We start from the raw sequence: 21929 nt of genomic DNA, 5'->3' as shown, positions 1-21929 counted from the left end.
AAACATGTCCTCAAAGTGACCGAATCCCCTGTGAGCCATGCATTTGCGCGACAGCGCTGTCCGGTCATTCCGGTTCCAATTCATCAGGAGTGGTTGACTCTCGAGGTCGCGGATGACTCACAAACAGTCGAGTGTTCCGCGTGGGAAGACCATGCTACCTACTAACAATGCGGCGACCGAGGCGGGCCTTCAGTCGTCCTGATAGCTGCAAGGATGCAGTCGGTATAAGTAACATCCTCCACGCGTGCGGCGCTCTTGGACATTCCAGCGCACTCATAGGAGATCGTCATGACCACGTTCCGCGGCAGTTGCCTCTGCGGCCGGGTCGGCTTCGAGGTCGATGGGCCGTTCGACAAATTCCTCAATTGCCATTGCTCGCGCTGTCGCAAGGCCAGCGGCGCGGCGCACTCCTGTGAGGTCGTCGTCAAGGCGGCGGCGCTGCGCTGGCTGGGCGGCGAGACGAACGTCACGCGGTTCGACCTGCCGCAGGCGCGCAGCTTCGCCACGGCCTTCTGCAGCACGTGCGGCAGTCCGGTGCCGCATCTGACGCGCAGCGGCCGAGAAGCGATCATTCCTGCCGGCGGCTTCGATGAGCCGCTCGGCACCGTTCCCGATCGCCACGCGCACTGGGCGTCACGCGCCGACTGGTACGTTGATGGTGGTGGGCTGCGCGTCGACGACTGACGCGATCGAGAACGCCGCCCGTCGGGCGACTCATGCCCTCGCGCTGAGATGAACAAGCTCGTTCCAGCCCCTGATCCGTTCGATCGCTGCTGCGTCTGGAGACTGATTTCACGAGCAGGTTCAGGCTGATTTGGGCTGTCCAGTCCCGGCAGAAAAAATATCCTGCTTGGCGTTTTCGGAAAATCATGATTGTTTGTCGCTGTCCCGCCTCATCGACGAGGGGCGTATCGCGGTCGTCACGACACGTGGAGGCGGGATGTGATGGGCGGGCCGGTTTGCAGCGTGGTCATTCGCGCGGACGAACAACATCGGCTCGCACGGTCAAGTCGCGTGGTCCTGATACTCCGATGCCAGTATCAAGCCTGCGTTGGCGCCAATGGCGCCGCGTGGGTGACGGTGACCAAAAAGCCCGGCGCACCGGGGAGAACGCGAAGCAGCCGTAAAGCCATCGCGCAGGGAGGGTCGGATCATCCGGCTGGACCTGTGGTACCTGCCGCCTGCATTTTTTGAGCAGGCGGGCCACGGGCCTCAGTCGAGGTCCGGCCTTCCCTGCACCCTTTCGTTTGAAGAGGGTGAGACCACTGTATCACTCGGACGCCTGGGGCGCCGCGAGGCCATGGACGCACATCCCCATATGCCGCTCAAAATTGTTGATCACGACGCGCCACTGGCTCAGTGCCGACCCTCCCCCTCCAGGGCAGGGCTATCGCATATGGAGATACAGGGCCATCGCGATGAACGATTCTGCAGGTTAGTTACTCCGTCATGCCCGCCTTGCCCGGGCATCCATGTCGTTCTCAGCATGATGACGCGGAGAGAGGTAAGCGCAAAACCTCGATCGCCATATGTGATAGCCCTGCCCTCCGAGGGAGAGCGGCACCGAGCTCGCGGCTCAGCTTTGGAAAGCGACGGGTGCGGACCCACAGGGCCGTTTTGAGGTGTCAGCCATGTCTCCGAACGCCTTCACGGCAGTTGTCAGCGCCATGCTCGGCGGCGACAAGGGCGGAGAGGCGATGCCGGAGTCGCCCCCGTTCGCCATTGACCGCCCGACCGTTTGGCCTATCTCTTCAACACTGCAAAGAAACGGAACTGGACCCTCCTGATGACCGCACATTTCAGCAACTTCGATGCCGCCATCGATCCCGTGAAGCTCGACCGCCTGGCCGAGGTCGCGGTGAAGGTCGGCTTGCAGCTTCGGCCCGGTCAGGATCTGCTGCTGACCGCGCCGTCGGTGGCGCTGCCGCTGGTGCGCAAGGTCGCCGAGCACGCCTACAAGGCCGGCGCGGGGATCGTGACGTCGTTCTTCTCCGACGAGGAGCTGACCTTGGCGCGCTATCGTTTCGGCCATGACAACAGCTTCGATCGTGCCGCCGACTGGCTCTATCAGGGCATGGCCAAGGCGTTCTCGGAGAACACCGCGCGGCTCGCCATCGTCGGCGACAATCCGATGCTGCTGTCCGGCCAGGATCCGGCCAAGGTGGCGCGCGCCAGCAAGGCCAACTCCAAGGCCTATCAGCCGGCGCTGGAGAAGATCACGAATTTCGAGACCAACTGGAACATCATCGCCTATCCGAGCCTCTCCTGGGCCAAGCTGGTCTTCCCGGATGTCCCGGAAGAGGTCGCGGTGGCGAAGCTCGCGGACGCGATCTTCGCGGCGTCGCGCGTCGATCGCGAGGATGCGGTGTCGGCCTGGGAGCGCCACAACGCGGTGCTGCGCGAGCGCACCGAATGGCTCAACGGCCAGCGCTTCAGTGCGCTGCATTACACCGGACCCGGCATGGACCTGACGATCGGTCTCGCCGACGGCCATGAATGGGAGGGCGGCGCCTCGACCGCCAAGAACGGCATCACCTGCAATGCCAACATCCCGACCGAGGAAGTGTTCACGACGCCGCATTGCCGTCGCGTGTCGGGTCACGTCGTCAGCTCCAAGCCGCTGTCCTATCAGGGCACGCTGATCGACAACATCCAGGTGAAGTTCGAGGAGGGCCGCATCGTCGAGGCCAAGGCCTCGAAGGGCGAGGAGGTGCTGAACAAGGTGCTCGACACCGACGAGGGCGCGCGTCGGCTCGGCGAAGTCGCGCTGGTGCCGCACTCCTCGCCGATCTCCAAGAGCGGCCTGTTGTTCTACAACACGCTGTTCGACGAGAACGCCGCCTCGCACATCGCGCTCGGCCAGTGCTACTCGAAGTGCTTCGTCAACGGAACGTCGCTGTCGCCGCAGCAGATCGCCGCCCAGGGCGGCAACCAGAGCCTGATCCACATCGACTGGATGATAGGCTCGGCCGACACCGACATCGACGGCCTCCATGAAGACGGCCGCCGCGTGCCGGTGTTCCGCAAGGGCGAGTGGGCTTGAAGGACGAGTGGGCCTGACGCATGACGGGCCGGCGCCACGCGTGCACCGGCCCGAAGCGGGCCGCGAGCGATGCTCGCGGCGGAGTCGTCGTCGGTCGAACGGTCCTACTGCTTGGCGCTGCCGGTGGTGGCCTGCACGTCGATCGTGATCCGTTCCGACATGACCGGCTTGTTGTGCGGGATGTGGCTCCAGTCGCCGAGCACGAGCTGCAAGGTGTGCTTGCCCGGCGTGAGATTGACCGAGGCTTCGGTCTGGCCCTTCCCGAAATGCACGTGGCCGGCATCGACCGGGATCGCCTCGTTGAGCGCATCGCCCTCGAGCGCGGGCGCGTCGATCAGCAGATGGTGGTGGCCGGTGTTGGGAGCCTCGGTGCCGGACGGCGCGACGCCCATGCCGGACAGGCCGAAGCGGATCAGCACCGGCGAGGAGACGGTGTCGCCGTCCTTGAGGTTGATGAAGTAGGCCTTGGCATTCTCGGGGGCGGGCGTTTCGCCCGCCATGACGACGCCGGTGGTTGCAAGGGTGGCGGCAGACAGCGTGAGGGCGAAGGCGAGGCTCAGTCGGCGCATCCTGGGAAATCCTTATCTCTGCGAAGGCGGCAAATCTCTAAAGGTGACGGCACAACTCAGGATGGGCAGGGCGACCGGAGGGGCGCCTGTCCGCATCTTGCAGTGCGGCTAAACAGTAGATCAGCAGGTTTGGCGAGGCCGCGAACAAATTGCGGCGTTCGCGTGAAGTTTATAGCGCTGGCGTGGTTGTGATGCGACGGCTGGTCGCGGCGATTGGTTCAAATCTTAACGACTGCGGAAAGCAGCCATTAGGTGCAACCGGCTACGGTCGCAGGCTCATGCCGGCGTTCGCCCGGTCATTTCAGTCCCATGCATTTGAGGTCCACGATGTCGCCGTCCTTGATCGAAACCGCCAACCTCACCGTCGACCTGGCGCCCGCTCCGATCGAGCCGTCGTGGATCATCGAGGGCACTCCGACCGCGACCTCCTGCACCATCGCGCGCAGCAGCGACGGGCTGGGCTCGACCATCGTCTGGCATTGCACCGAGGGCAAGTTCAACTGGTACTACAATTTCGACGAGACCATCCTGATCCTCGAAGGCGCGATCGTGCTGGAGAGCGATGGGCTCCCGGCAAAGCGCTATGGGCCGGGCGACGTGATCTTCTTCCGCGACGGCGCGCATGCCAAATGGCATGTCGAGGGCCACGTCAAGAAGCTGGCCTTCTGCCTGAAGACGCAGCCCTATGTGCTCGGCCTCGCGGTGCGCGTGATCAACAAGCTCAAGCGCATGTTCCTGACGCCCGAAGGCCGCCGCGGCACCAGCCTCGCGGGCGCCTAGACTCCGTCGAGGATGATCACCGTCGGCATCGACGGCAACAGCTCGCGCGACATCTTCAACGTCCGCTCGCCGCGCCGGTCGATCTCGAACTGCTGGCCGATCTTGCGCATGAACTCGTCGAGCGGCGTCGCGAAGCGGTGCATCGGCAGCACCACCGAGGCGCGCAGACGCCTGGTGATCTCGGAGATGCCGTCGAGCGACATCGTGTAGGTGCCGTCGATCGGCACCATGACCACGTCGAGCCGGCCGATCGCGGCGAAATGCGTCTCGTCCAGCTTGACATGCAGATGGCCGAGATGGCCGATGCACAGGCCGGCGACCTCGAAGATGAAGATCGAGTTGCCGTCCTTGATCATGTCGATGCCGATGGAATCTCCGAAATAGCGGCGGATGTCGGTGGTGATGTTGCGGATCAGCACGTCGCCGATCCGCTCGTAGATCTGGGCCGGCTTGCCGTCGTCGCCCCAGCCATGCAGCACGTGCGGGATGCGCGGATCGGGCGCCAGCGTGTAGTGCGTCGAATGGGCCCGGTTCATGGTGATGACGTCGGGCAGCCGCCCGACCTGATAGGCGCCGCTGTAGTCGGTGGCGATGCGGATGCCCATCGGCGTGTCGATGAAGTAGGTCGAGTGGCCGGCATAGGTGATTGTCACCTCGTTGCCGGCCGCCGCCGTCCGGCGCAGGCTGACCGGCACGGCGCGCGGCGGGTTGCCGGCCATCGCCAGGCACTCGCTGGTGCGCGGCCCCGATTGCGCCACCGCGGGCGATGCGAATGCGACCAGGACGGCAAGCAGCGAGACCAGCGAGCGCAGCATGGCAGTTCCCCTTCAACAGCGCGTGCGAGTGTAGCGAGGAATTGCGATCAGAACTATCCTCGGCGCAACGCTCGGCTTGAGAGCGCGGCGCGATGCGGGAGGATGGCATGACGGATCAGGTGTTGCAGCCGCTGCGCGAGATCGACGCAGGCGTGCTCCGCATTGCCTATTTCGAGGGCGGGCCGGCCGACGGTCCCGTCGTCATCCTGCTGCACGGCTATCCCTACGATATCCACGCCTATGTCGAGGTCGCGCCGCGGCTCGCGGCACAAGGCTGCCGCGTCGTCGTGCCCTATCTGCGCGGCTATGGACCCACTCGTTTCCGCGACGCATCGACGCCGCGCTCGGGCCAGCAGGCCGCGGTCGGCGCCGACCTGATCGCGCTGATGGATGCGCTGGCGATCCCGCGCGCGGTGTTCGCCGGCTATGATTGGGGTGGCCGCGCGGCTTGCGTCGGCGCGGCGCTGTGGCCCGAGCGCTGCACGGGCCTGGTCTCCGTGAACGGCTATCTGATCCAGGACATCGCGCGGGCGCTGGAGCCGGCGCCGGTGCCGCGCGAGTTCGCGTTCTGGTATCAATGGTACTTCCAGACCGAGCGCGGACGGGCCGGGCTCGCGGCCCACCGCGCCGAAATTGCACGGCTGCTGTGGCAGCAATGGTCACCGCACTGGCGCTTCGACGATGCGACCTTCGCGCGCGCGGCGGAGGCGTTCGACAATCCCGATCACGTCGATGTCGTGATCCACAGCTATCGGCATCGCTACGGGCTGGCCGAGGGGGACCCGCGCTATCAGGACATCGAGCAGCGGCTGGCGAGCCTGCCTGTCATCGCGGTGCCCACGATCACGCTCGATGGCGACGCCGACGGCGTGATCCCGGCGACGGACGGCCAGGCGCATGCTGCGAAGTTCAGCAACCGGATCGGCCATCGCGTGATCCCTCGGGCCGGCCACAATTTGCCGCAGGAAGAGCCGGCGGCGTTCGCCGCCGCCGTGATGGAGGTGCTGCGCTGAACGCTTCAGGTCCGTGCCGGGCTCAGCTTCCAGGCCGCGAGCAAGAGGCCCGCGGTCATCAGGCCGCAGACGATCGCAGCCTCGGGCAGCGCGAGCGCCAGCGCCGCGGTCGCCGCCCAGCCGATCGAGGAGAAGGCCTCGGCAAAGGTCGCCAGCCGCGACGAGGTCTGGCGGCGCCGGAACTGGCTGCGCCGCGCCTGGATCCGGAACCAGAGCTGGATGGCCGTGGAGGAGACGGTCGCAACCAGCACGGCCACCGCTGTGACCACCGCCTGCGCCGGCGCGACCCAGCCGAGCGCGAGCACGAGAGGCGCAAAGATCATCGCGATCGTGATCAGCACGACCTCGACCTTGGCGCGCACGATGCGCGTCCCCGGCAGCGGCGCCGTCGCCACCAGTTCGGGCGCGTCCTCGCCGGAGATGGTGAGCCAAGCGAGGCCGCCCGCGAGCTGGCCCGCCGCCATCACGACGACCGGTGTGATCAGGAACACCGCCTGCGAGCTGTCCGAGTAGCTGCGCCACAGCAGCAGCGCCGGGGGCACCAGATAGAGCAGTTGCATCAGCGTCTGCGAGATCAGCCAGGGATCGCGCCGCAGCAGCATGAACTCCTTGCGCCGCAGCGCCTGCTGCCGCGAGCCGCCGCGAAACGACCTGACGCGTGCGCCGGCGCGGCTGGAGACGCCCTGGGCCGCGGCGCTGATCGCGGTGTCGGCGAAACGCGGCGAGAACATGATCATGACGACGCCGAGCAGCAGCAGTCCGGTGGCCAGCAGAATCAGCAGCGCCTGGCCGTCGCCGAGCGCCGCTCGGGCCGGCAGCCAGACAAGACTGTCGGGATCGGGCGCGATGGCGGCCGCGGCATCCGAGGTGAGGACGGCGAAGCGCGACAGCGTGCCATAGGAGACGATCGCAGCGATCTGCAGCACGATGACGAAGCCGGCGCCGATCACGGCCGCCAGGATCTGGGCGACCAGCCGCGTTCGCGCCGGGCCGATCAGGCGGAACAGGACGATCGTGATGGCGATGGCGATAGCCGCCGCCGACAGGCCGACGGCTGCGACCACGACGAACGCCGCGAGCCAGCGCGCGCCACCCTCGATCAGCAGCACGTCGACGAAGGGGGTCGCGAGCAGCAGCGCCATGCTGGTCACGGAGAGCGCGATCGCCGCGATCCGGACGGAGAAGATCTCGGCCAGCCGCACCGGCGACGACATGATGAGATCGAGGTCGGCTCGGGCGTAGAACACGCGGGTGACGGATTCGATCGCCTGCGACAGCATCAAGGCCCAGGACAGCATGATGGTCGCGGTGATGACGATCAGCGCGGTCTTGTCGAGCGGCGGCGCGAGATCGGCGTAGCGGCCGACCACGACCCAGGCCGGCAGATGCATGAGGGCGCCGAACAGCACGAGACCGATGATGGCGGCCCGCGTGCGGCGCCGCCGGCCGGCCGTGATCATGCCGAGCCATTCCCGCCAGGCGAGCCGGAGCTCGTGACGGGCGAACCAGGCGAGCGTCGCCGCCCGCGTCATGCCGCGGACTCGACGTCGACCAGCGCGATGAACAGCTCCTCCAGGCTGGTGTCGGTGCGCCCGTTCTGCTGGCGGAGCTCGGCGAGCGTGCCCTCGGCGACGACGCGTCCGGCGGCGATGACGCCGATCCGGTCGGCCATGCGCTCGGCGACTTCGAGAATGTGCGTGGTCATGATCACCGTGCCGCCGCGGCGGACGCGCTCGGCCAGCAGGCCCTTGACGTGCCGCGCCGACACCGCGTCCAGGCCGGTCAGCGGCTCGTCCAGGATGATCAGCCGCGGGTCGTGGATCAGCGCGCCGGCGAGCGCCACCTTCTGGCGCATACCCTTGGAAAAGCCTTCGCAGCGCTCGTGCAGATGCGGCTCCAGCCCGAGCGAGACCAGAAGCTCGGTTGCCGCCTCACCTGATCTCGCGGGATCGATGCCCCACAGTCCGGCGACGAATTCGAGATATTCGAGCGGCGTGAGCTTGTCGTAGATCATGGGCTCGTCGGAGACCCAGGCCATCACCTGCTTGGCCGCGATCGGGTCGCGCAGCGCGTCGATGCCGAAGATCTCGATCCGCCCGGCATCCGGCCGCAGCAGGCCCGCGACCATGCGCAGCGTGGTCGTCTTGCCGGCGCCGTTCGGGCCGACCAGTGCGTAGAATTCACCCGAGCGCACCACGAGGTCGAGCGCATCGACCGCCGGCCGCTCGAAACATTTCGTCAGTCCTCGCACGGCGAGGGCGGGGCTGCCTGGGATCATGACGGCACTATCGCCTCGTTCGGTTGGCGTCTGCAATGTGGATGCAACTCGTTGCGGCGTGGTGAACGGACCCGCGGTGCCGACCGGTTCCGCGCTCCCGCCGTGGTCCTGCGCCATTGGAGAGCTGCACCGCTGCGGGCGATGGTCAATGGTTCACGGAACCCGTGCTGTCTGGCGACAGCGCCTGGGCCTCTGCCATCAGCGGCAACGGCTGATAACGGGAGATGCCGGTCTCGTCGATCACGAACAGCGGCCGTACCTGCCGCGCGTCGCTGTCCTGGACCATCGCCATGCGCTGATTGTCGAGCATGAGCCAGCGCCCGTCGAGGCGCGCGGCCGCGACGGCGTGATCTTCGCCGCGCACGACGTCGTGCAGGATCACGATCCGCAGATCGTCGGCGGCAATGCCGGCCATCTGAAGCGCGACGAACTTGGCGATCGCGTAGTCCTCACAGTCGCCGGCCCGGTGCTCGAACGTCACGAGAGGAGAGGCCCAGACATCCATCTGGCCATATTGAGCGAGGTCGCTGGCGGGGCGGATGGCCAGGTTGATCGCGCGATTGATCTGGCCGAGCCGTGCCCGCCCCTCGCGGAGACGGCCCTGATCGATGATCGTGAGCAGGCTGAGGGCGGCGGGGGAAACGCAGCGCTCGCGGTCGCCATCGCACAGCGCAAGCTGCACGCGCTCGTCCTCGAGCTTGCGCGCGAGCGCCAGCCACTTGTCGCGCAACGCGCCGGCATCGAGGACCACCCGCGGCAGGGCGAAAGGCTCCGCATCCTCGATGGCGGCGAGCCCCAATGGCCGCGCGGCAGGACCGGCGCTCGCCGGACTGCCGATCCACATGGCGGCGCTGGCGGCCGCGGCCGCCAGCGATGCGCGCATCAGCGCGAGAAAATTCATGTGACGCCCCGTGCCCGGATCTCGGTCGGCGCGATGCAGCGCCTGACGGAACCGGATGCTTGTTGGCGGTCAGCATGGATGTGGAGGCTTGGCCTCTGCTTAAAACCGGCACGCGGGCGATCAAATCGCAGGATTTACGCTGAACGTTGTGTTGCTCCGATGCGACAAATCCTAGCGAAAGCTGAGCGATGGTCGCGAAGGTCGGAAGGGTTCGCGGTGAAGTTGTGCTTTGAACTCAGCCGCCGCTCCCGCCAAATTGATGCAATTCGTCGATTCTTGTTCTCCCACCCACAGTCCTGCACTTGAAATCCGTTGTCAGGGGTAAGCCGGTGCGGATGTCGATGTCGGCAAAGGTATTGGCTGGTCTATGAATACTTGGAATTACTTCTATTTTCTAGAGAGACATGAATTTTGACTTGGCCGGTTCCGCCCGGAGCCAGCTGTAAAGAGGGCAGAAACTCGCCAACATCGTAGCGATCCCGCGGAAGCCGCCGTTTTTGGCCACCTGAAGCACAAGCTGAAGGTGGTTCCGCCAGACACTTGCCAGTGATATGCACGCCTTGAACACTCATTCTTATGTATTCATTAACCATAGTCGGTGGCCCCGTGAATTACGCTGGCAATTCTGACGCCGCGCTTTTCTCCGACGGCCGAGGCGCCTCCTCGCACGGTCACGTGCGGCTGGAGGCGCCGCACGCCCATGCGCCGACGGACGCGATCGTCGTTCCGGACGCGCATTTTCTGTTCAACGCCGATTTCAAGCGGTCCGGCCTCGATCTGATTCTCTCGTCCGATGGGCGCGAGATGGTGCTGCCGGACTATTTCAAGGGCGAGAAACGGGCGCCCCTGGCGTCACCCGATGGTGCGCATCTGACCGGCGACCTCGTCAATGCGCTCTCCGGCGCGGTGCAGGTCAGCCAGGCCGCGGCGGCTGCGAGCGTGAGCAAGGTCATCGGCCATGTGACCAAGCTGCAGGGCACCGCGACGGTCATCCGCAACGGCGTTTCGATTCTCCTGCACAACGGCGACAACGTCGAGAAGGGCGACGTCGTCCAGTCGGGATCGGATTCGACGCTCGGCATCACCTTCATCGACGGCACCGTGTTCGGCCTGTCGTCCAATGCGCGGATGGTGCTGAATGAAATGGTGTACGACCCCAACGGGTCGAACAATTCCTCGCTGATCAGCCTCGTCGCCGGCACGATCTCGTTCGTGGCCGGCGAGACCGCCAAGCACGGCGACATGAAGGTCGACACGCCCGTGGCGACCATGGGCATTCGCGGCACGGCGGTGCTGGTCGAGATCGATTTCACAGTGCCGGGGCAGGGCAGTCTGCCCGATGCCAAGTTCCAGGTGCTGGTCGAGCCGGATGGCCACACCGGCTCCTACGTCCTGTTCGACAAGACGACGCTGCAGCCGATCGCTGTGGTGAATCAGGCCGGACAGCAGATCCAGATCAGCAACGGAATCGTGAATCAGAGCGCTGTCCCGCTCACGCCGGACATCCAGAAGCTCATCAACGACGTCTTCTCGATCAAGTTCACCGACAACACCAATCCGAAGTCGAACACCCACTTCACCGATATCGGGGTGCCGCAGACGCTGACGCCGCTGACCTTGCCCAACGGCACCAGCGCAACGCCGGTGGTTCGCGTGGTCGACGACTCCGGCCCGACGACCGGGAGTGGCCAGACCGGCGAGCAGCCGTCGCACATCCCAGGTCCGCCGGACGTCAGGATTCTCGATGCTGGCGGCCGGCTGACGACGGCCTTCGGATTGATGGAGCGTGCCGGTCAGACCGGGAACGGCACCGATCTCGACACCGTTCTCAGCCGCATCAATTTCGTCGACGTCAACGGCATCGACCGGCCGACGGTGTCGGTGAGCTTCAAGTCCTATGCCTACAAGAGCGCGCAGCAGACTGATGTCACGGGCTCGTTGAACGCCCTGCAACTGCAGGACGTCATGGCGACGGCCGTGAAGATCGCGGTCACGCCCGATCCGAACAACAAGAACTATGGCACGGCGACGCTGACCTATAGCGTTCCCGACAACTACTTCGACTTTCTCGCGGCAGGCGAGACGCTCACGCTGACCTACCTCGTACGCGTCGACAACAATTTCGCGCCGTCCAATGAATTCACCGTGGTGCCGATCACGATCACGGTGACGGGCACCAATGACAAGCCCGAGATCGTCGCAACCGTGCAGACGATCGCGTTCGAGGGCGGCACCAGCGTGCCCGGCGGGCCGCTGACCTCGGACGATCCGACCTCGGGCACGCTGACCTTCAAGGATGTCGACCTCACCGACAGCCATACCGTCTCGGCCAAGCTGACCGGCGCGGTTCTGGAAGGCGGCGGCAGCATTCCGCCGGCCCCACTGGCGCTGTTCGAACAGGCGCTGACGGCATCACTGGCCTCCGACAGCACCGGGAGCGGCACCGGCAAGATCAATTGGAGCTTCGCCAACCTGCCGGTCTATGTCGCGGATTTCATCCCCGCAGGCCAGACGCTGACGCTCACCTACACGGTGACCGTGACGGACTCGCAAGGCGCGACATCGACGCAGACGGTCACGGTCACGATCACCGGCACCGACGATCCGGCGGTGGTCTGGATTGCCACGACGCAGCCTGGCGAGAGCAGCGGCGGGCAGGTTCATCTGTGGAGCGACGGCGCGAACTGGGCAACCGGTCTGGCTCCGACCGCCGATGATGACGTCATCATCATCACCGATCAGCTGCACGGCCTGACGCCGGCCTTCCCGGTGACGATCGATGACGGCGCCTACGCCTCCGCCAAATCGGTCACGCTGAATGACTTTGGCGGCGGCGCCGTCCCCGAACTCGACAATCACGGCTTGCTGACGATCGGCGGCGCGCTGACGGCAAAGGCCGACTCTCGAATCGTTAACTTCTCGGGCGCCACGATTACGGTGAATGGTTCGGCGCAGATGCTGGACCAGAGCGAGCTGCACAATGCCGGCGCTGTGGTGCTGGATGGCGGCGGCGTATTCGGGGCTGCGGCCAGCATCATCAACACCGGGACGGTCGAGCTGTCGGCTGGCACGCTGACCGTGCATGGCAACGTCGCGAATGCCGATCAGGACAGCTCCGGCTTGATCAGGGTCGACCTGGGCGCCACCCTGACACTCGACGGCGGCAGCATCGACGGCGGCACCATCCTGATCGATGGCGTGCCGATCGTTCAGAATATCGGCACGCTGGACGAAGGTGGGCAGACGCCACCGCAAGCCAACGGCCTGCTCGCCCTGAAAGACGGGGCCGAGATCAGCAATGGCGAACTGACCAATTTCGGCACGATCGATGTGTCTGGCGCCGGAAATGCCATCTCGAACGAGATCGTCACGAACGCCGGCGTGATCGACATCAAGCCGGATGGCGCGCTCGCGCTCGACGACGACACCAGCGTCGACAATACCGACGGTACGATCACGGTCGAAGACGGCGCGACGCTGACCCTCTCGCAGGCGCGCATCAGCGGCGGCACGCTGACCAATGAGTCCGGTGGAACCGTCGCCCTGACCGGCGCAGCCGCGCTGATCGGCGGCACGCTCGACAATTCCGGCATCGTCGCCGTGTCCGGCAGCGGCAATACGTTCGAAGACGAGACGATCACGAATGCGAGCGCCGCCGCGATCACCATTGCGGTGAGCAGCGCGTTGTCTCTGTCCGGCACGAGCATCGCCGGCGGCACTATCAGCAACGACGGGACGGTCTCCGTCGATGGCGACAGCACGATCGACGGCAGCGCCGTCGCGGGCGGCGCGCTATTGATCGGCGAGACCGGTCCGCTCGCGGAGATGACGGCCATCCTCACCGTCCAGGGTGGCGCGTCGTTGACCGGCGTCGACGTCACGATCGGCGACGGGTCGAGGCTCGAGGTCGCCGCAGAGGAGAGCGCCAACCTGGTCGGCGTCACCGTCGACAATTTCGGCACGGTCCAGGTGGACGAAGCCGCGCTGCTGCTGATCGAGCACAGCACGATCACCGGCGGCGATCTCATCAACCACGGCATCGTGCATGTCGAGACCGAGGCGGCGACCACCTTCGACAATGTCACCATCGATAACACCAATGGTCAGATCATCATCGATGAGGATGGTACGGTCCCGGTGGAATCGACCCTGGTGCTCGATGGGAGCACGACTCTCACCGGCGGCACGTTGGAAATCCGGATCGCCGGCACGCTGGAGATCGCCGGCCATGACGTGGTGACCTTGGCGGGCATGGAGGTCGCCAACGTCGGCAAAATGACCGTCGATCTCGGCGCGATCCTCGATCTCGCCGGCACCACGGTGAGCGGTGATGGCAAGCTCTATATCTATGGGGCGATCACGGCGAGCGGCACGAGTGGACTCAGCGGAACGATCTACAACGACGGCACGATCGAGATCACGGCCGGGACGTTCGAGATCAACGGCGATGTCACCGGCTCGGGACTGATCAAGGTCGATGCCGGCGCGACGCTGACCGTCGATGGCCACGTCGATCAGGTCATCGACTTCAGCAGCAAAGGGAGCAGCGAGATTGTCATCGACGACGCCAGCTTCTCCGCCAAACTCGCCGGCCTCGGAGCAGACGACAAGATCGATCTGCAGACAATCAAATGGAGTGACGCGACGACGGCGTCCTATGATGCTGACACGGGCGTGCTCACCGTCATCGACGGCGAAGGGCACAGCATCGCTCTGACCCTCGTCGGCGATTTCAGCGACTTGCATTTCGCCGGCAGCAAAGACGCCAATGGCGGGACGTTGATCACGGTGACGGCCAAGGACGACGTGCCGGTGGTTACAGATCCCGGCAAGCCGGGTGCGTTGACCGAAACGGGGGCTCAGACGGGCTCGTCTGATCTGCAAAGCGTCACCGGGACCATTCATTTCAGCGACGTTGACCTTACCGATCGCCCGACAGCGTCGATCCTGCCTCATGCGCAGAGCGTGACATGGGTCGCGGCCGATGGGCACACCGACTTGTCCAGCCAGCTCACGCCGGAGCAGATCGCCGCGTTCGAGCAGGCGCTGCAACTGAGCCAGGGCGGCAATGCCAACAATGGCAAGGTCGGCTGGACCTATGCCATCGCCGACGGCAAGCTCGATTTTCTTGGCGCCGGGCAGACCATCAAGGTCACCACCACGGTGACGCTCGACGATCATCATGAAGGCGGGACCGCGACGTCGACGATCGTCGTCACCATCACGGGCGCCAACGATCTGCCGGTCGTGACGAGCGATGCGCAGGCGGCCGTCATCGCGGAGCGCACGGCCAAGTCAGGATCGGACCTGCCCGACACCGCGAGCGGCACCATCACTTTCACGGACGCTGATATCACCGACACGCATGTCCTGAAGGTGATCGGCGACGTCGCGACCTCGGGTAACGACGGCGGCCTGCCGTCGGACATGTCCGTGCTCAAGAGCTGGCTGTCGCTCGGCGCGCTCACCGAATCCGGCAAGGGTGCGGGGTCGCAGGCCTGGAGCTTCGCTGCTGGCGACAAGGCGTTCGACTACCTCGGCGTCGGCCAGCATGTGACGCTGACCTACATGGTTGCCATCGATGACGGCCATGGCGGCGTGGCCGAGGTGCCCGTCACCATCACCGTCAATGGTGCCGAGGATGCGCCCGTCATCACCGGTGAGACGAACCCGCCGGTCCAGACTGTCATCTTGGCAGAGCAGGCGAGGGTGCTGGCGAGCTCCGCCAAAACGAATACGGAGGGCATGCCCACCGAGACGTTCGATCACGTGTCGGAAGGCGCGATCTCCGACAATGGACGCGGCCACGGCAGCTTCTACAGCCAGGCGCTGCACGCGACGTTCACGGCCTCCGGCAATGCGGGAATCGTGCACGGCTCGTCGCCGGTATCCGCGGCGCCCTACATGGTCGACGGGGCGGACAAGACCAACTATCTCAGCATCGGCAGCCAAGCCCAGGAGACGATCACCTTCGACAGCGTCAAGAACAGCTTCGGGCTGTATTGGGGGTCGGTCGACAGCTACAACAGCATCTCGTTCTACAACGGCAACAAGCTGGTGGCGTCCTACTCGGGCAGCGACGTCGCGCCGCTGCTCGCCAATGGCGGGCAGGCGTCGCTGGCCTCGAACGGCTATGTCGAGTTTCTCGGGCTGTCGCCGTTCAACAAGGTGGTGCTCGCCAGCAGCCAGAATGCGTTCGAGCTCGACAACGTCTCGGCGGGCACCATCGCCGATCAGCCGGTGAAATCGGCGAGCGACATGTCCGGCACCTTGACGGTGCTCGACAAGGATGTCGGCGACACGCTGACCGCTTCGGTGCACGACAATGGCGTGATCAAATACAATGGCTCTCTCAGCCTGCCCTCGAATGCCCATGTCCAGGCGCTGGCCGATGCCCACGCGATCACCTTCGACAGCGCGACATCCGATGGCGGTGCCGATGTCCTGCACTGGACGTATCATCCGGCCGACGTGAACCTGGATTTCCTCAATCCCGGCGACACGCTGACCGTGACCTATCAGGCGGAGGTCAGCGACGGCCACGGCGGCACTGCGAGCAAGGCACTGACCGTCACGTTGGCCGGCAACAGCGCCTCGACGATCAACGGCACCGATCAGAACGACAATTTCGTCAATGTCGGCGGCGGTGTCACGATCTTCGGCAAGGGCGGTAACGACACCTTCGTCTTCAATCCGCATTTCGGCAGCGCCACGATCGGCGATTTCGATCTCAACAAGGACATCGTCGAGCTCGATCATTCGCTGTTCGCCAGCGTGGACGCGATGGTGGCCGCCGCGCAGTCGGCCAACAACGGCCACGACACCGTCATCACCGATGCGGCGCATGATACGCTCACGCTCAAGGGCGTGACGCTGGATCAATTCAAGGCGCATCACGACGGCTTTCACCTGGTCTGAGTCCGCGGCGTTCGGGCTGCAGGCCACGGTGTGATATCGGTTGCTGCATGAAGCGATTGAGAGCAGTTCCCCGGTGGTTTGCACGCAGGTTTGGCTATGCGCGCCTGATCTGCCTGCTGCTGCTGGTCGCGTTCGCGGCGCTGCGCGTCGCTGATCCGGCCCTGGTGCAGGAGTTGCGTCTTCGCACCTTCGATAATTTCCAGGCGCTCAGTCCGCGGCCCAAGACGGTTCGCCCGGTCACCATTGTCGACATCGACGAGAAGAGCCTCGCTGATCCCAAGCTCGGCCAGTGGCCATGGCCGCGGACGCGCATCGCCGAGATCATCGAGAAACTGACCCAGCTCGGCGCCCTTGTCATCGCCTTCGACGTCGTGTTTGCCGAGCCCGACCGGCTCAATCCGGCTATCGCGGCGGATACCTTCCCCGGTCTGGATGAGGTGACACGTGAGAAGCTGAAGGCGTTGCCGTCAAACGATCAGGTGTTCGCCGAGACCTTGCGAAGATCGCGCATCGTGCTCGGTGAGACGGCCAGCCTCGAGAAGCGCACCGATCTGGACAAGACACTGCCCGTGACCGGCTTTGCGATGCTGGGTGACCCGATCCCGTTCATGGAGCCGTTTCCTGGGCTGCTGCGCAACGTGCCGGTGATCGAGCATGCGGCGGCGGGGCGTGGCCTGTTTACGATCCCGCCCGAGCGCGACGGCATCATCCGCCGGGTGCCGATGATCATGCGGGCACAGGACGTCACGATGCTGGCGCTGAGCTTCGAGATGCTGCGGGTTCTGACCGCCACGGACACGGTGTTCGTCAAGGCTGAGGAGGGCGGCATCACCAGCCTTGGCCTGCGTGGGTTTCAGATTCCGACCGACGGCAACGGCAAGATCTGGGTGCACTACGCCAATCATGATCCATCCATCTATGTCTCTGCCATCGACGTGCTCGAGGGCCGCGTGTCACCGGAGAAGATTGCGCGGAAGCTGATCCTGATAGGCCCGTCCGCCATCGGGTTGAACGACATCAAGACCACTCCGGTGTACTCGGCCATGCCGGGCGTCGAGGTACACGCCCAGGTGCTGGAGTCGGTGCTGACAGGCTCAATTCTGACACGGCCTTATTGGGGCGTTGTGGTCGAGTTCCTTGGGGCCGTCCTGCTCGGTTTTCTCGTCATTGTGTTCGCGCCGCAGCTCGGCGCCATCACCCTGGTGATGGTTGGGGGACTGTTCGCGAGCGCGCTGCTCGGCCTCTCCTGGTACTTCTACACCCAGCACCGGCTGATGATCGACTTCACCTATCCGATGCTGTCGACAACCGCGGTCTACCTGACGCTGATCTTCGCCAATTTCGTCCGCGAGCAGGAGCAGCGCCGGCAGATGCGCTCCGTGTTCGGGCAATATCTGTCGCCCGTTCTGGTCGAGCAGTTGGCGGACTCGCCGCCCAAGCTCGGCGGCGAGGAGCGCGAGATCACAGTCATGTTCTCGGACGTGCGCGGTTTCACCACGATCTCGGAGAGCTACAAGCACGATCCGCAAGGCTTGACCCAGCTCATGAACCGGTTCCTGACGCCGCTCACCGACGCCATCATCGCCCGCAAGGGCTATGTCGACAAATATATGGGTGACGCCATCATGGCGTTCTGGAACGCGCCGCTCGCCGACAAGGACCATCAGATCAACGCCTGCGAAGCCGCGCTCGACATGCTCGACCGGATCGATCGGGTGAACGGCGAGCGCGAGCAGGAGGCCGCGCATGGCGGCCACGTCTACATTCCGCTCAAGGTCGGCATCGGCCTCAACACCGGCATCGGCGTGGTCGGCAACATGGGCTCCGATCTGAAGTTCAACTATTCGGCGCTCGGCGACAGCGTCAACCTCGCCTCCCGCCTCGAAGGACAATCCAAGGAATACGGCTTCCCGATCATCGTCGGCTCGGCGACGGCCATGGCAGTCAAGGACAGGCTCGCCATCCTCGAGCTTGACTTCATCATGGTGAAGGGCAAGACCGAGCCGGAGGTGATCTATGCCATCACCGGCCGCGAGGACGTGATGCATTCCGAGCGCTTCCAGCTGCTGCGCAACCTCACCATCGAGATGCTGGCCGCCTATCGCAACTGCGACTGGGACGAGGCGCTGGCTGCAATCGAACGAGGGCGGAGGAAGGACGAGGCGAAGGAGCTGGCTAAGCTCTACGATCTCTACGAGGCGCGCATCCGCCACTATCGGGTCGATCCGCCGCCCGAGGATTGGAACGGCGCCTACGCGCTGTTGACGAAGTAGCAATCCGTCGAAGGATGGACCCGGCCGCGCTGACGGGCATGGCGCGGCGACGATGGTAATCAATTGCAGATCACATAGGCCGAATAGGGCGGGCAACGCGTGCTGCGTTTCTCAGTGCCGGGAGCGTGGCGGGCGGGACGCGACGGCGGAAGGCTCCGTTTGATACGCGGTGGCTTGCCTCCCTCGTGCGCCAGCGGCGATGGCGCGACGACGTTGCCAGGCTTCGTGGAGGATGTCTGCGCGTCCACCACCGCGATGTTGCCGGCAAGCGCGAGCGTGACGACAACGAGTTTGACTGAACGAAAGCGCCTCCGGCGCTGCAGGATCGGCACGGCGTCGGCGCGATCCAGCAGATGTCGAGCGCTTGGCGTTTGTTGCGCGGCTGCAACAGCGGGATAGGAAAGATTCGGGAGCATGTGCGTCGGATTGTACTCGTTATAGACGTGCAATACCATAATGAACCACTTAAGGTGGCAAAATGCTGCAAATGGGGGGCATTGATGCAGTCTTTCGAGGATACAAGTGCGGCTGCTCCAATGAAGGAGAAGCCGGCATGGGGGCCAGTCAAGCGTTTCGCTCCGCCATATCGTTTCACTCGGCCACACTGGGGCAGCCTCATCGCGGCGGCAGCGTGTGTGCTTGGGGCCAGCGGGGTGTCCGCTGCGGATCTTCCGGTCAAGGCGCCGCCGGCGCCGGTTTCGCTGTGGGAGTTCGAGGTCGGCGCTCGCTATTTCTACAGTTCGGGCCGTACCCGTTACACGCTGGGTGATCCTTTCGTCGCAGGCCAGATCAATTCCCAGCTGACCTACAAGAATCTCAACAGCCATGCCGGCGAAGGCTTCGCCAGGGTCGATCACAATGTCGGCTTCTTCGCCAAGGGCTTTGCTGGCGGCGGAAACATCTTCAGCGGCACGCTCAACGACGAAGACTATCCGCCGGCAGTCATTCCATACTCAAACACGGTCAGCGACGTGAACAGCGGCAGGCTGTGGTACGGCACGATCGACGCCGGCTACAATTTCTGGAGAGGGCCTGCGTTCAAGGTCGGCGCCTTCATCGGCTACAACCATTTCTATGAGACCGTCAACGCGTACGGATGTACTCAGGTCGCGACCAACCCGTTCATCTGTGGTCTCGCTCCGGTTGCCGGAGGCGTGCTGGTGCTCAGCAAGACCGAGAACTGGGACTCGCTTCGCTTGGGGTTGAACGGCGTCTTCCATCTGGGTCAGAACTGGAACGTCACCCTCGATGGCGCCGTTCTGCCCTATGTCCGGCTGAGCGGGTTCGACAATCATTGGCTGCGGCCCGACATCAATCCGCTTCCGCAGTCCGGAAACGGCTGGGGCTATCAGCTCGAAGGTATCGTGTCTTACGACGTGACGAGAAACTTCAGCGTCGGTCTCGGGGGGCGCTATTGGTACGCTCGGACGACATCCGGGACCACGCAATTCCCGGGCGTCCCGGGATCGCCCACGACATTCAGCTACGAGCGGTACGGCGGCTTTCTCCAAGCATCATACAAATTTGACTCGGGCGCGTTCGTCGTCGGCAAATGACATATTGGCTGTTGTGCTGAAGAAGAAGCCCGGCAGACGGCCGGGCTTCTTTGCGAGTGCGACGGCAACCGGCGCCGAACCGCTACTCCACGCCGATCGTGGTCAGGTCCTGGAACCAGTGCTGGGCCTGCACGAACTTCTTCACTTTGGGCGACAGCGCGTGCGGGTTGGTGTCATGGACGACCCACACCAGCGCGGCATCGTCGACGACCAGCGCATGCGCCTGTGCGATCAGCTCGTCCTGCTTCGCCGGATCGAAGGTCTGCTTCGCCTCGCTGATCAGCGCATCGACCTTCGGGTTCTTGTAGCCGCCCCAGTTGACGCCGGTGGGCGCGATCTGGTCGGAGGCGAAGAAGCGCACGATCGCGTAGAGCGGATCGGAGGTCACATAGGCGATGTTGTTGGCGGTGATGCCGGCGTTCATCTCGTCGGCGGCGCCCTTGCGCCAATGCGTGTACAGCGTCTCCAGCTCGACGACCTTGAAGTCGATGTCGATGCCGATCTCCTTGAAGCTCTGCTGCAGATATTCGTTCATCGGCAGCGACAGCATCTGGCCCGTGCCGCCCTGTGCGATGATGAAGGTCGTCTTCAGCGGTTTGTCCTTGGAGTAGCCGGCATCCTCGACCAGCTTCTTTGCTGCGGCGAGATCATATTTCAGGTCGAAGGTGGGCTTGCCGAACCACGGGCTCGACGGGTCGACCTGGCCCTTGGCGGGCTTCGCCAGGCCGTTCATCAGACCGACCACCTCGTCGCGATTGATCGCGAGGTTGAGCGCCTTGCGCAGCCGGATGTCGGTCCAGGGCGATCCCGGCAGCACGCTGAGATGATAGTTCCAGACGTGCGGCGTGACGTTGTCGACCAGCTTCATGCCGGCGGCCTTGAGCTGCGGCACGGCGTCGGGCGCCGGCGTTTCGATCAGATCGACTTGGCCGGCCAGCAGCGCGTTGGTGCGCGTCAGCGCCTCGGGCATCGGCACCAGCACGAGCTTGTCCGTCTTCGGGATGCGATCCTTGTTCCAATATTCGGAATTCTTCGTGAGCTCGGCCAACTCGCGCGGCACCAGCTTGGTCAGCTTGAATGGACCGGTGCCCGAGGGCTGGCTGGCGAACTTGTCCCAGTCCTTGCCGAGCTTCTCGTATTGCGCCGGGCTCGAAATCAGGAACCACAGCATCTGATAGGGGAAGAACGAGTCGACCGTCTTGGTCGTGATCTCCACTGTGGAGTCGTCGATCTTGGCGTAGCTCGCCACCGACGGAAGCCGCGTCTTCACCTGCGCGCTCTGCCGCTTGTCGAACTGAAGTGCCTTATCGTTGAGCACCTTGTCCAGATTCCAGATCACCGCGTCGGCATTGAAGTCGCTGCCGTCGTGGAACTTGACGCCCTTGCGCAGGGTGAAGCGCCACTTCGTCCTGTCGGCGTCGTCGACCTTCCATTCGCTGGCGAGGCCCGGAACGAGCCTGCCCGGTTTGTCGGCGACGCTCATGTCCCAGGCCACTAGCGGATCATAGATCGTGTAGCCGGTAAACTGATAGGCGCCGGCGCCGCGATCGGGCTGGCCCGTCGTCAGCGGAATGTCCGCCATCGAGATGCCGTAACGCAGGACGGTTTCGGCGCGCGCGGCAACCATGGAGAGGCCGAGGGCAAGCGCCGTGGCGAGCAGGGACAATCTAGTACGCATCAGGATGAAGCTCCGTGGGACCCGGATCAAATTCAATGCCAAAATCCTGCAATCCGGGTGCCAAAGCTCAAAACGGATCATTTGAGTACAAACGTTGTGACCTCG

Annotated in this window: 14 protein-coding genes; 7 read left to right on the top strand and 7 right to left on the bottom strand. The window is 64.5% G+C overall.

The genetic code is table 11. The features are described 5' to 3' along the window. The first annotated feature begins 288 nt into the window (after positions 1 to 288). Complete coding sequence (locus ACQR1D_RS23100) at positions 289 to 684, top strand: GFA family protein (RefSeq protein WP_316239429.1); 396 nt, start codon at positions 289 to 291, stop codon at positions 682 to 684. A gap of 1102 nt (positions 685 to 1786) precedes the next feature. Continuing rightward, entirely contained in the window at positions 1787 to 3043 is a 1257-nt protein-coding gene (locus tag ACQR1D_RS23095; protein WP_434838529.1) for an aminopeptidase, read from the top strand. 104 nt (positions 3044 to 3147) lie between these two features. On the opposite strand, the gene ACQR1D_RS23090 is transcribed toward ACQR1D_RS23095, so the two are convergent. Next, entirely contained in the window at positions 3148 to 3612 is a 465-nt protein-coding gene (locus ACQR1D_RS23090; protein ID WP_315805232.1) for a DUF4399 domain-containing protein, read from the bottom strand. Positions 3613 to 3939: 327 nt separating this feature from the next. Here ACQR1D_RS23090 and ACQR1D_RS23085 point away from each other — a divergent pair, with 327 nt between their 5' ends. Beyond that, positions 3940 to 4392 (top strand): cupin domain-containing protein, encoded by a 453-nt coding sequence (locus ACQR1D_RS23085; protein WP_434838530.1) that lies wholly within the window; start codon positions 3940 to 3942, stop codon positions 4390 to 4392. Here ACQR1D_RS23085 and ACQR1D_RS23080 read toward each other — a convergent pair. After that, positions 4389 to 5207, bottom strand: coding sequence for an MBL fold metallo-hydrolase (locus ACQR1D_RS23080; RefSeq protein ID WP_434838531.1), 819 nt, complete (start codon positions 5205 to 5207; stop codon positions 4389 to 4391). The genes ACQR1D_RS23085 and ACQR1D_RS23080 overlap by 4 nt on opposite strands. Before the next feature lie 107 nt (positions 5208 to 5314). Between ACQR1D_RS23080 and ACQR1D_RS23075 the strand changes: the two genes are divergently transcribed. Next, positions 5315 to 6220, top strand: coding sequence for an alpha/beta fold hydrolase (locus ACQR1D_RS23075; protein WP_315805229.1), 906 nt, complete (start codon positions 5315 to 5317; stop codon positions 6218 to 6220). Between the two features lie 5 nt (positions 6221 to 6225). Here ACQR1D_RS23075 and ACQR1D_RS23070 read toward each other — a convergent pair whose 3' ends face one another. From ACQR1D_RS23070 to ACQR1D_RS23060, 3 genes are all read right to left on the bottom strand, one after another. Beyond that, positions 6226 to 7752 (bottom strand): permease, encoded by a 1527-nt coding sequence (locus ACQR1D_RS23070; protein WP_315805228.1) that lies wholly within the window; start codon positions 7750 to 7752, stop codon positions 6226 to 6228. Further along, positions 7749 to 8498 carry an ABC transporter ATP-binding protein gene (locus tag ACQR1D_RS23065; protein ID WP_316182836.1) on the bottom strand — a complete coding sequence of 250 codons (750 nt, stop codon included), beginning with the start codon at positions 8496 to 8498 and terminating at the stop codon, positions 7749 to 7751. The genes ACQR1D_RS23070 and ACQR1D_RS23065 overlap by 4 nt, the downstream gene beginning before the upstream one ends. 145 nt (positions 8499 to 8643) lie before the next feature. After that, entirely contained in the window at positions 8644 to 9399 is a 756-nt protein-coding gene (locus ACQR1D_RS23060) for a transglutaminase-like cysteine peptidase (RefSeq protein ID WP_434838532.1), read from the bottom strand. A gap of 606 nt (positions 9400 to 10005) precedes the next feature. Here ACQR1D_RS23060 and ACQR1D_RS23055 point away from each other — a divergent pair. Together ACQR1D_RS23055 and ACQR1D_RS23050 are read left to right on the top strand one after the other, a co-directional pair. Then, positions 10006 to 16317 carry an Npun_F0296 family exosortase-dependent surface protein gene (locus ACQR1D_RS23055; RefSeq protein ID WP_434894064.1) on the top strand — a complete coding sequence of 2104 codons (6312 nt, stop codon included), beginning with the start codon at positions 10006 to 10008 and terminating at the stop codon, positions 16315 to 16317. Between the two features lie 47 nt (positions 16318 to 16364). After that, positions 16365 to 18590 carry a CHASE2 domain-containing protein gene (locus ACQR1D_RS23050; RefSeq protein ID WP_315805225.1) on the top strand — a complete coding sequence of 742 codons (2226 nt, stop codon included), beginning with the start codon at positions 16365 to 16367 and terminating at the stop codon, positions 18588 to 18590. Positions 18591 to 18649: 59 nt separating this feature from the next. Here ACQR1D_RS23050 and ACQR1D_RS23045 read toward each other — a convergent pair whose 3' ends face one another. Beyond that, complete coding sequence (locus tag ACQR1D_RS23045) at positions 18650 to 19045, bottom strand: hypothetical protein (RefSeq protein ID WP_315805224.1); 396 nt, start codon at positions 19043 to 19045, stop codon at positions 18650 to 18652. A gap of 81 nt (positions 19046 to 19126) precedes the next feature. Here ACQR1D_RS23045 and ACQR1D_RS23040 point away from each other — a divergent pair, with 81 nt between their 5' ends. Beyond that, positions 19127 to 20146 (top strand): hypothetical protein, encoded by a 1020-nt coding sequence (locus ACQR1D_RS23040; protein ID WP_316216681.1) that lies wholly within the window; start codon positions 19127 to 19129, stop codon positions 20144 to 20146. Between the two features lie 82 nt (positions 20147 to 20228). Here the strand turns inward: ACQR1D_RS23040 and ACQR1D_RS23035 are convergent, their stop codons facing one another. Further along, a complete protein-coding gene (locus tag ACQR1D_RS23035) occupies positions 20229 to 21824 on the bottom strand; it encodes an ABC transporter substrate-binding protein (protein WP_316216680.1) in 1596 nt (531 codons plus the stop codon). Between the last annotated feature and the right edge of the window lie 105 nt (positions 21825 to 21929).

Origin of the sequence: Bradyrhizobium sp. HKCCYLRH2047 (genome assembly GCF_051168175.1) — a bacterium.
Taxonomy (GTDB): Bacteria; Pseudomonadota; Alphaproteobacteria; order Rhizobiales; family Xanthobacteraceae; genus Bradyrhizobium.
Note: the sequence above shows the minus strand (reverse complement) of the source record. Positions and strands in the feature narration are given on the sequence as shown.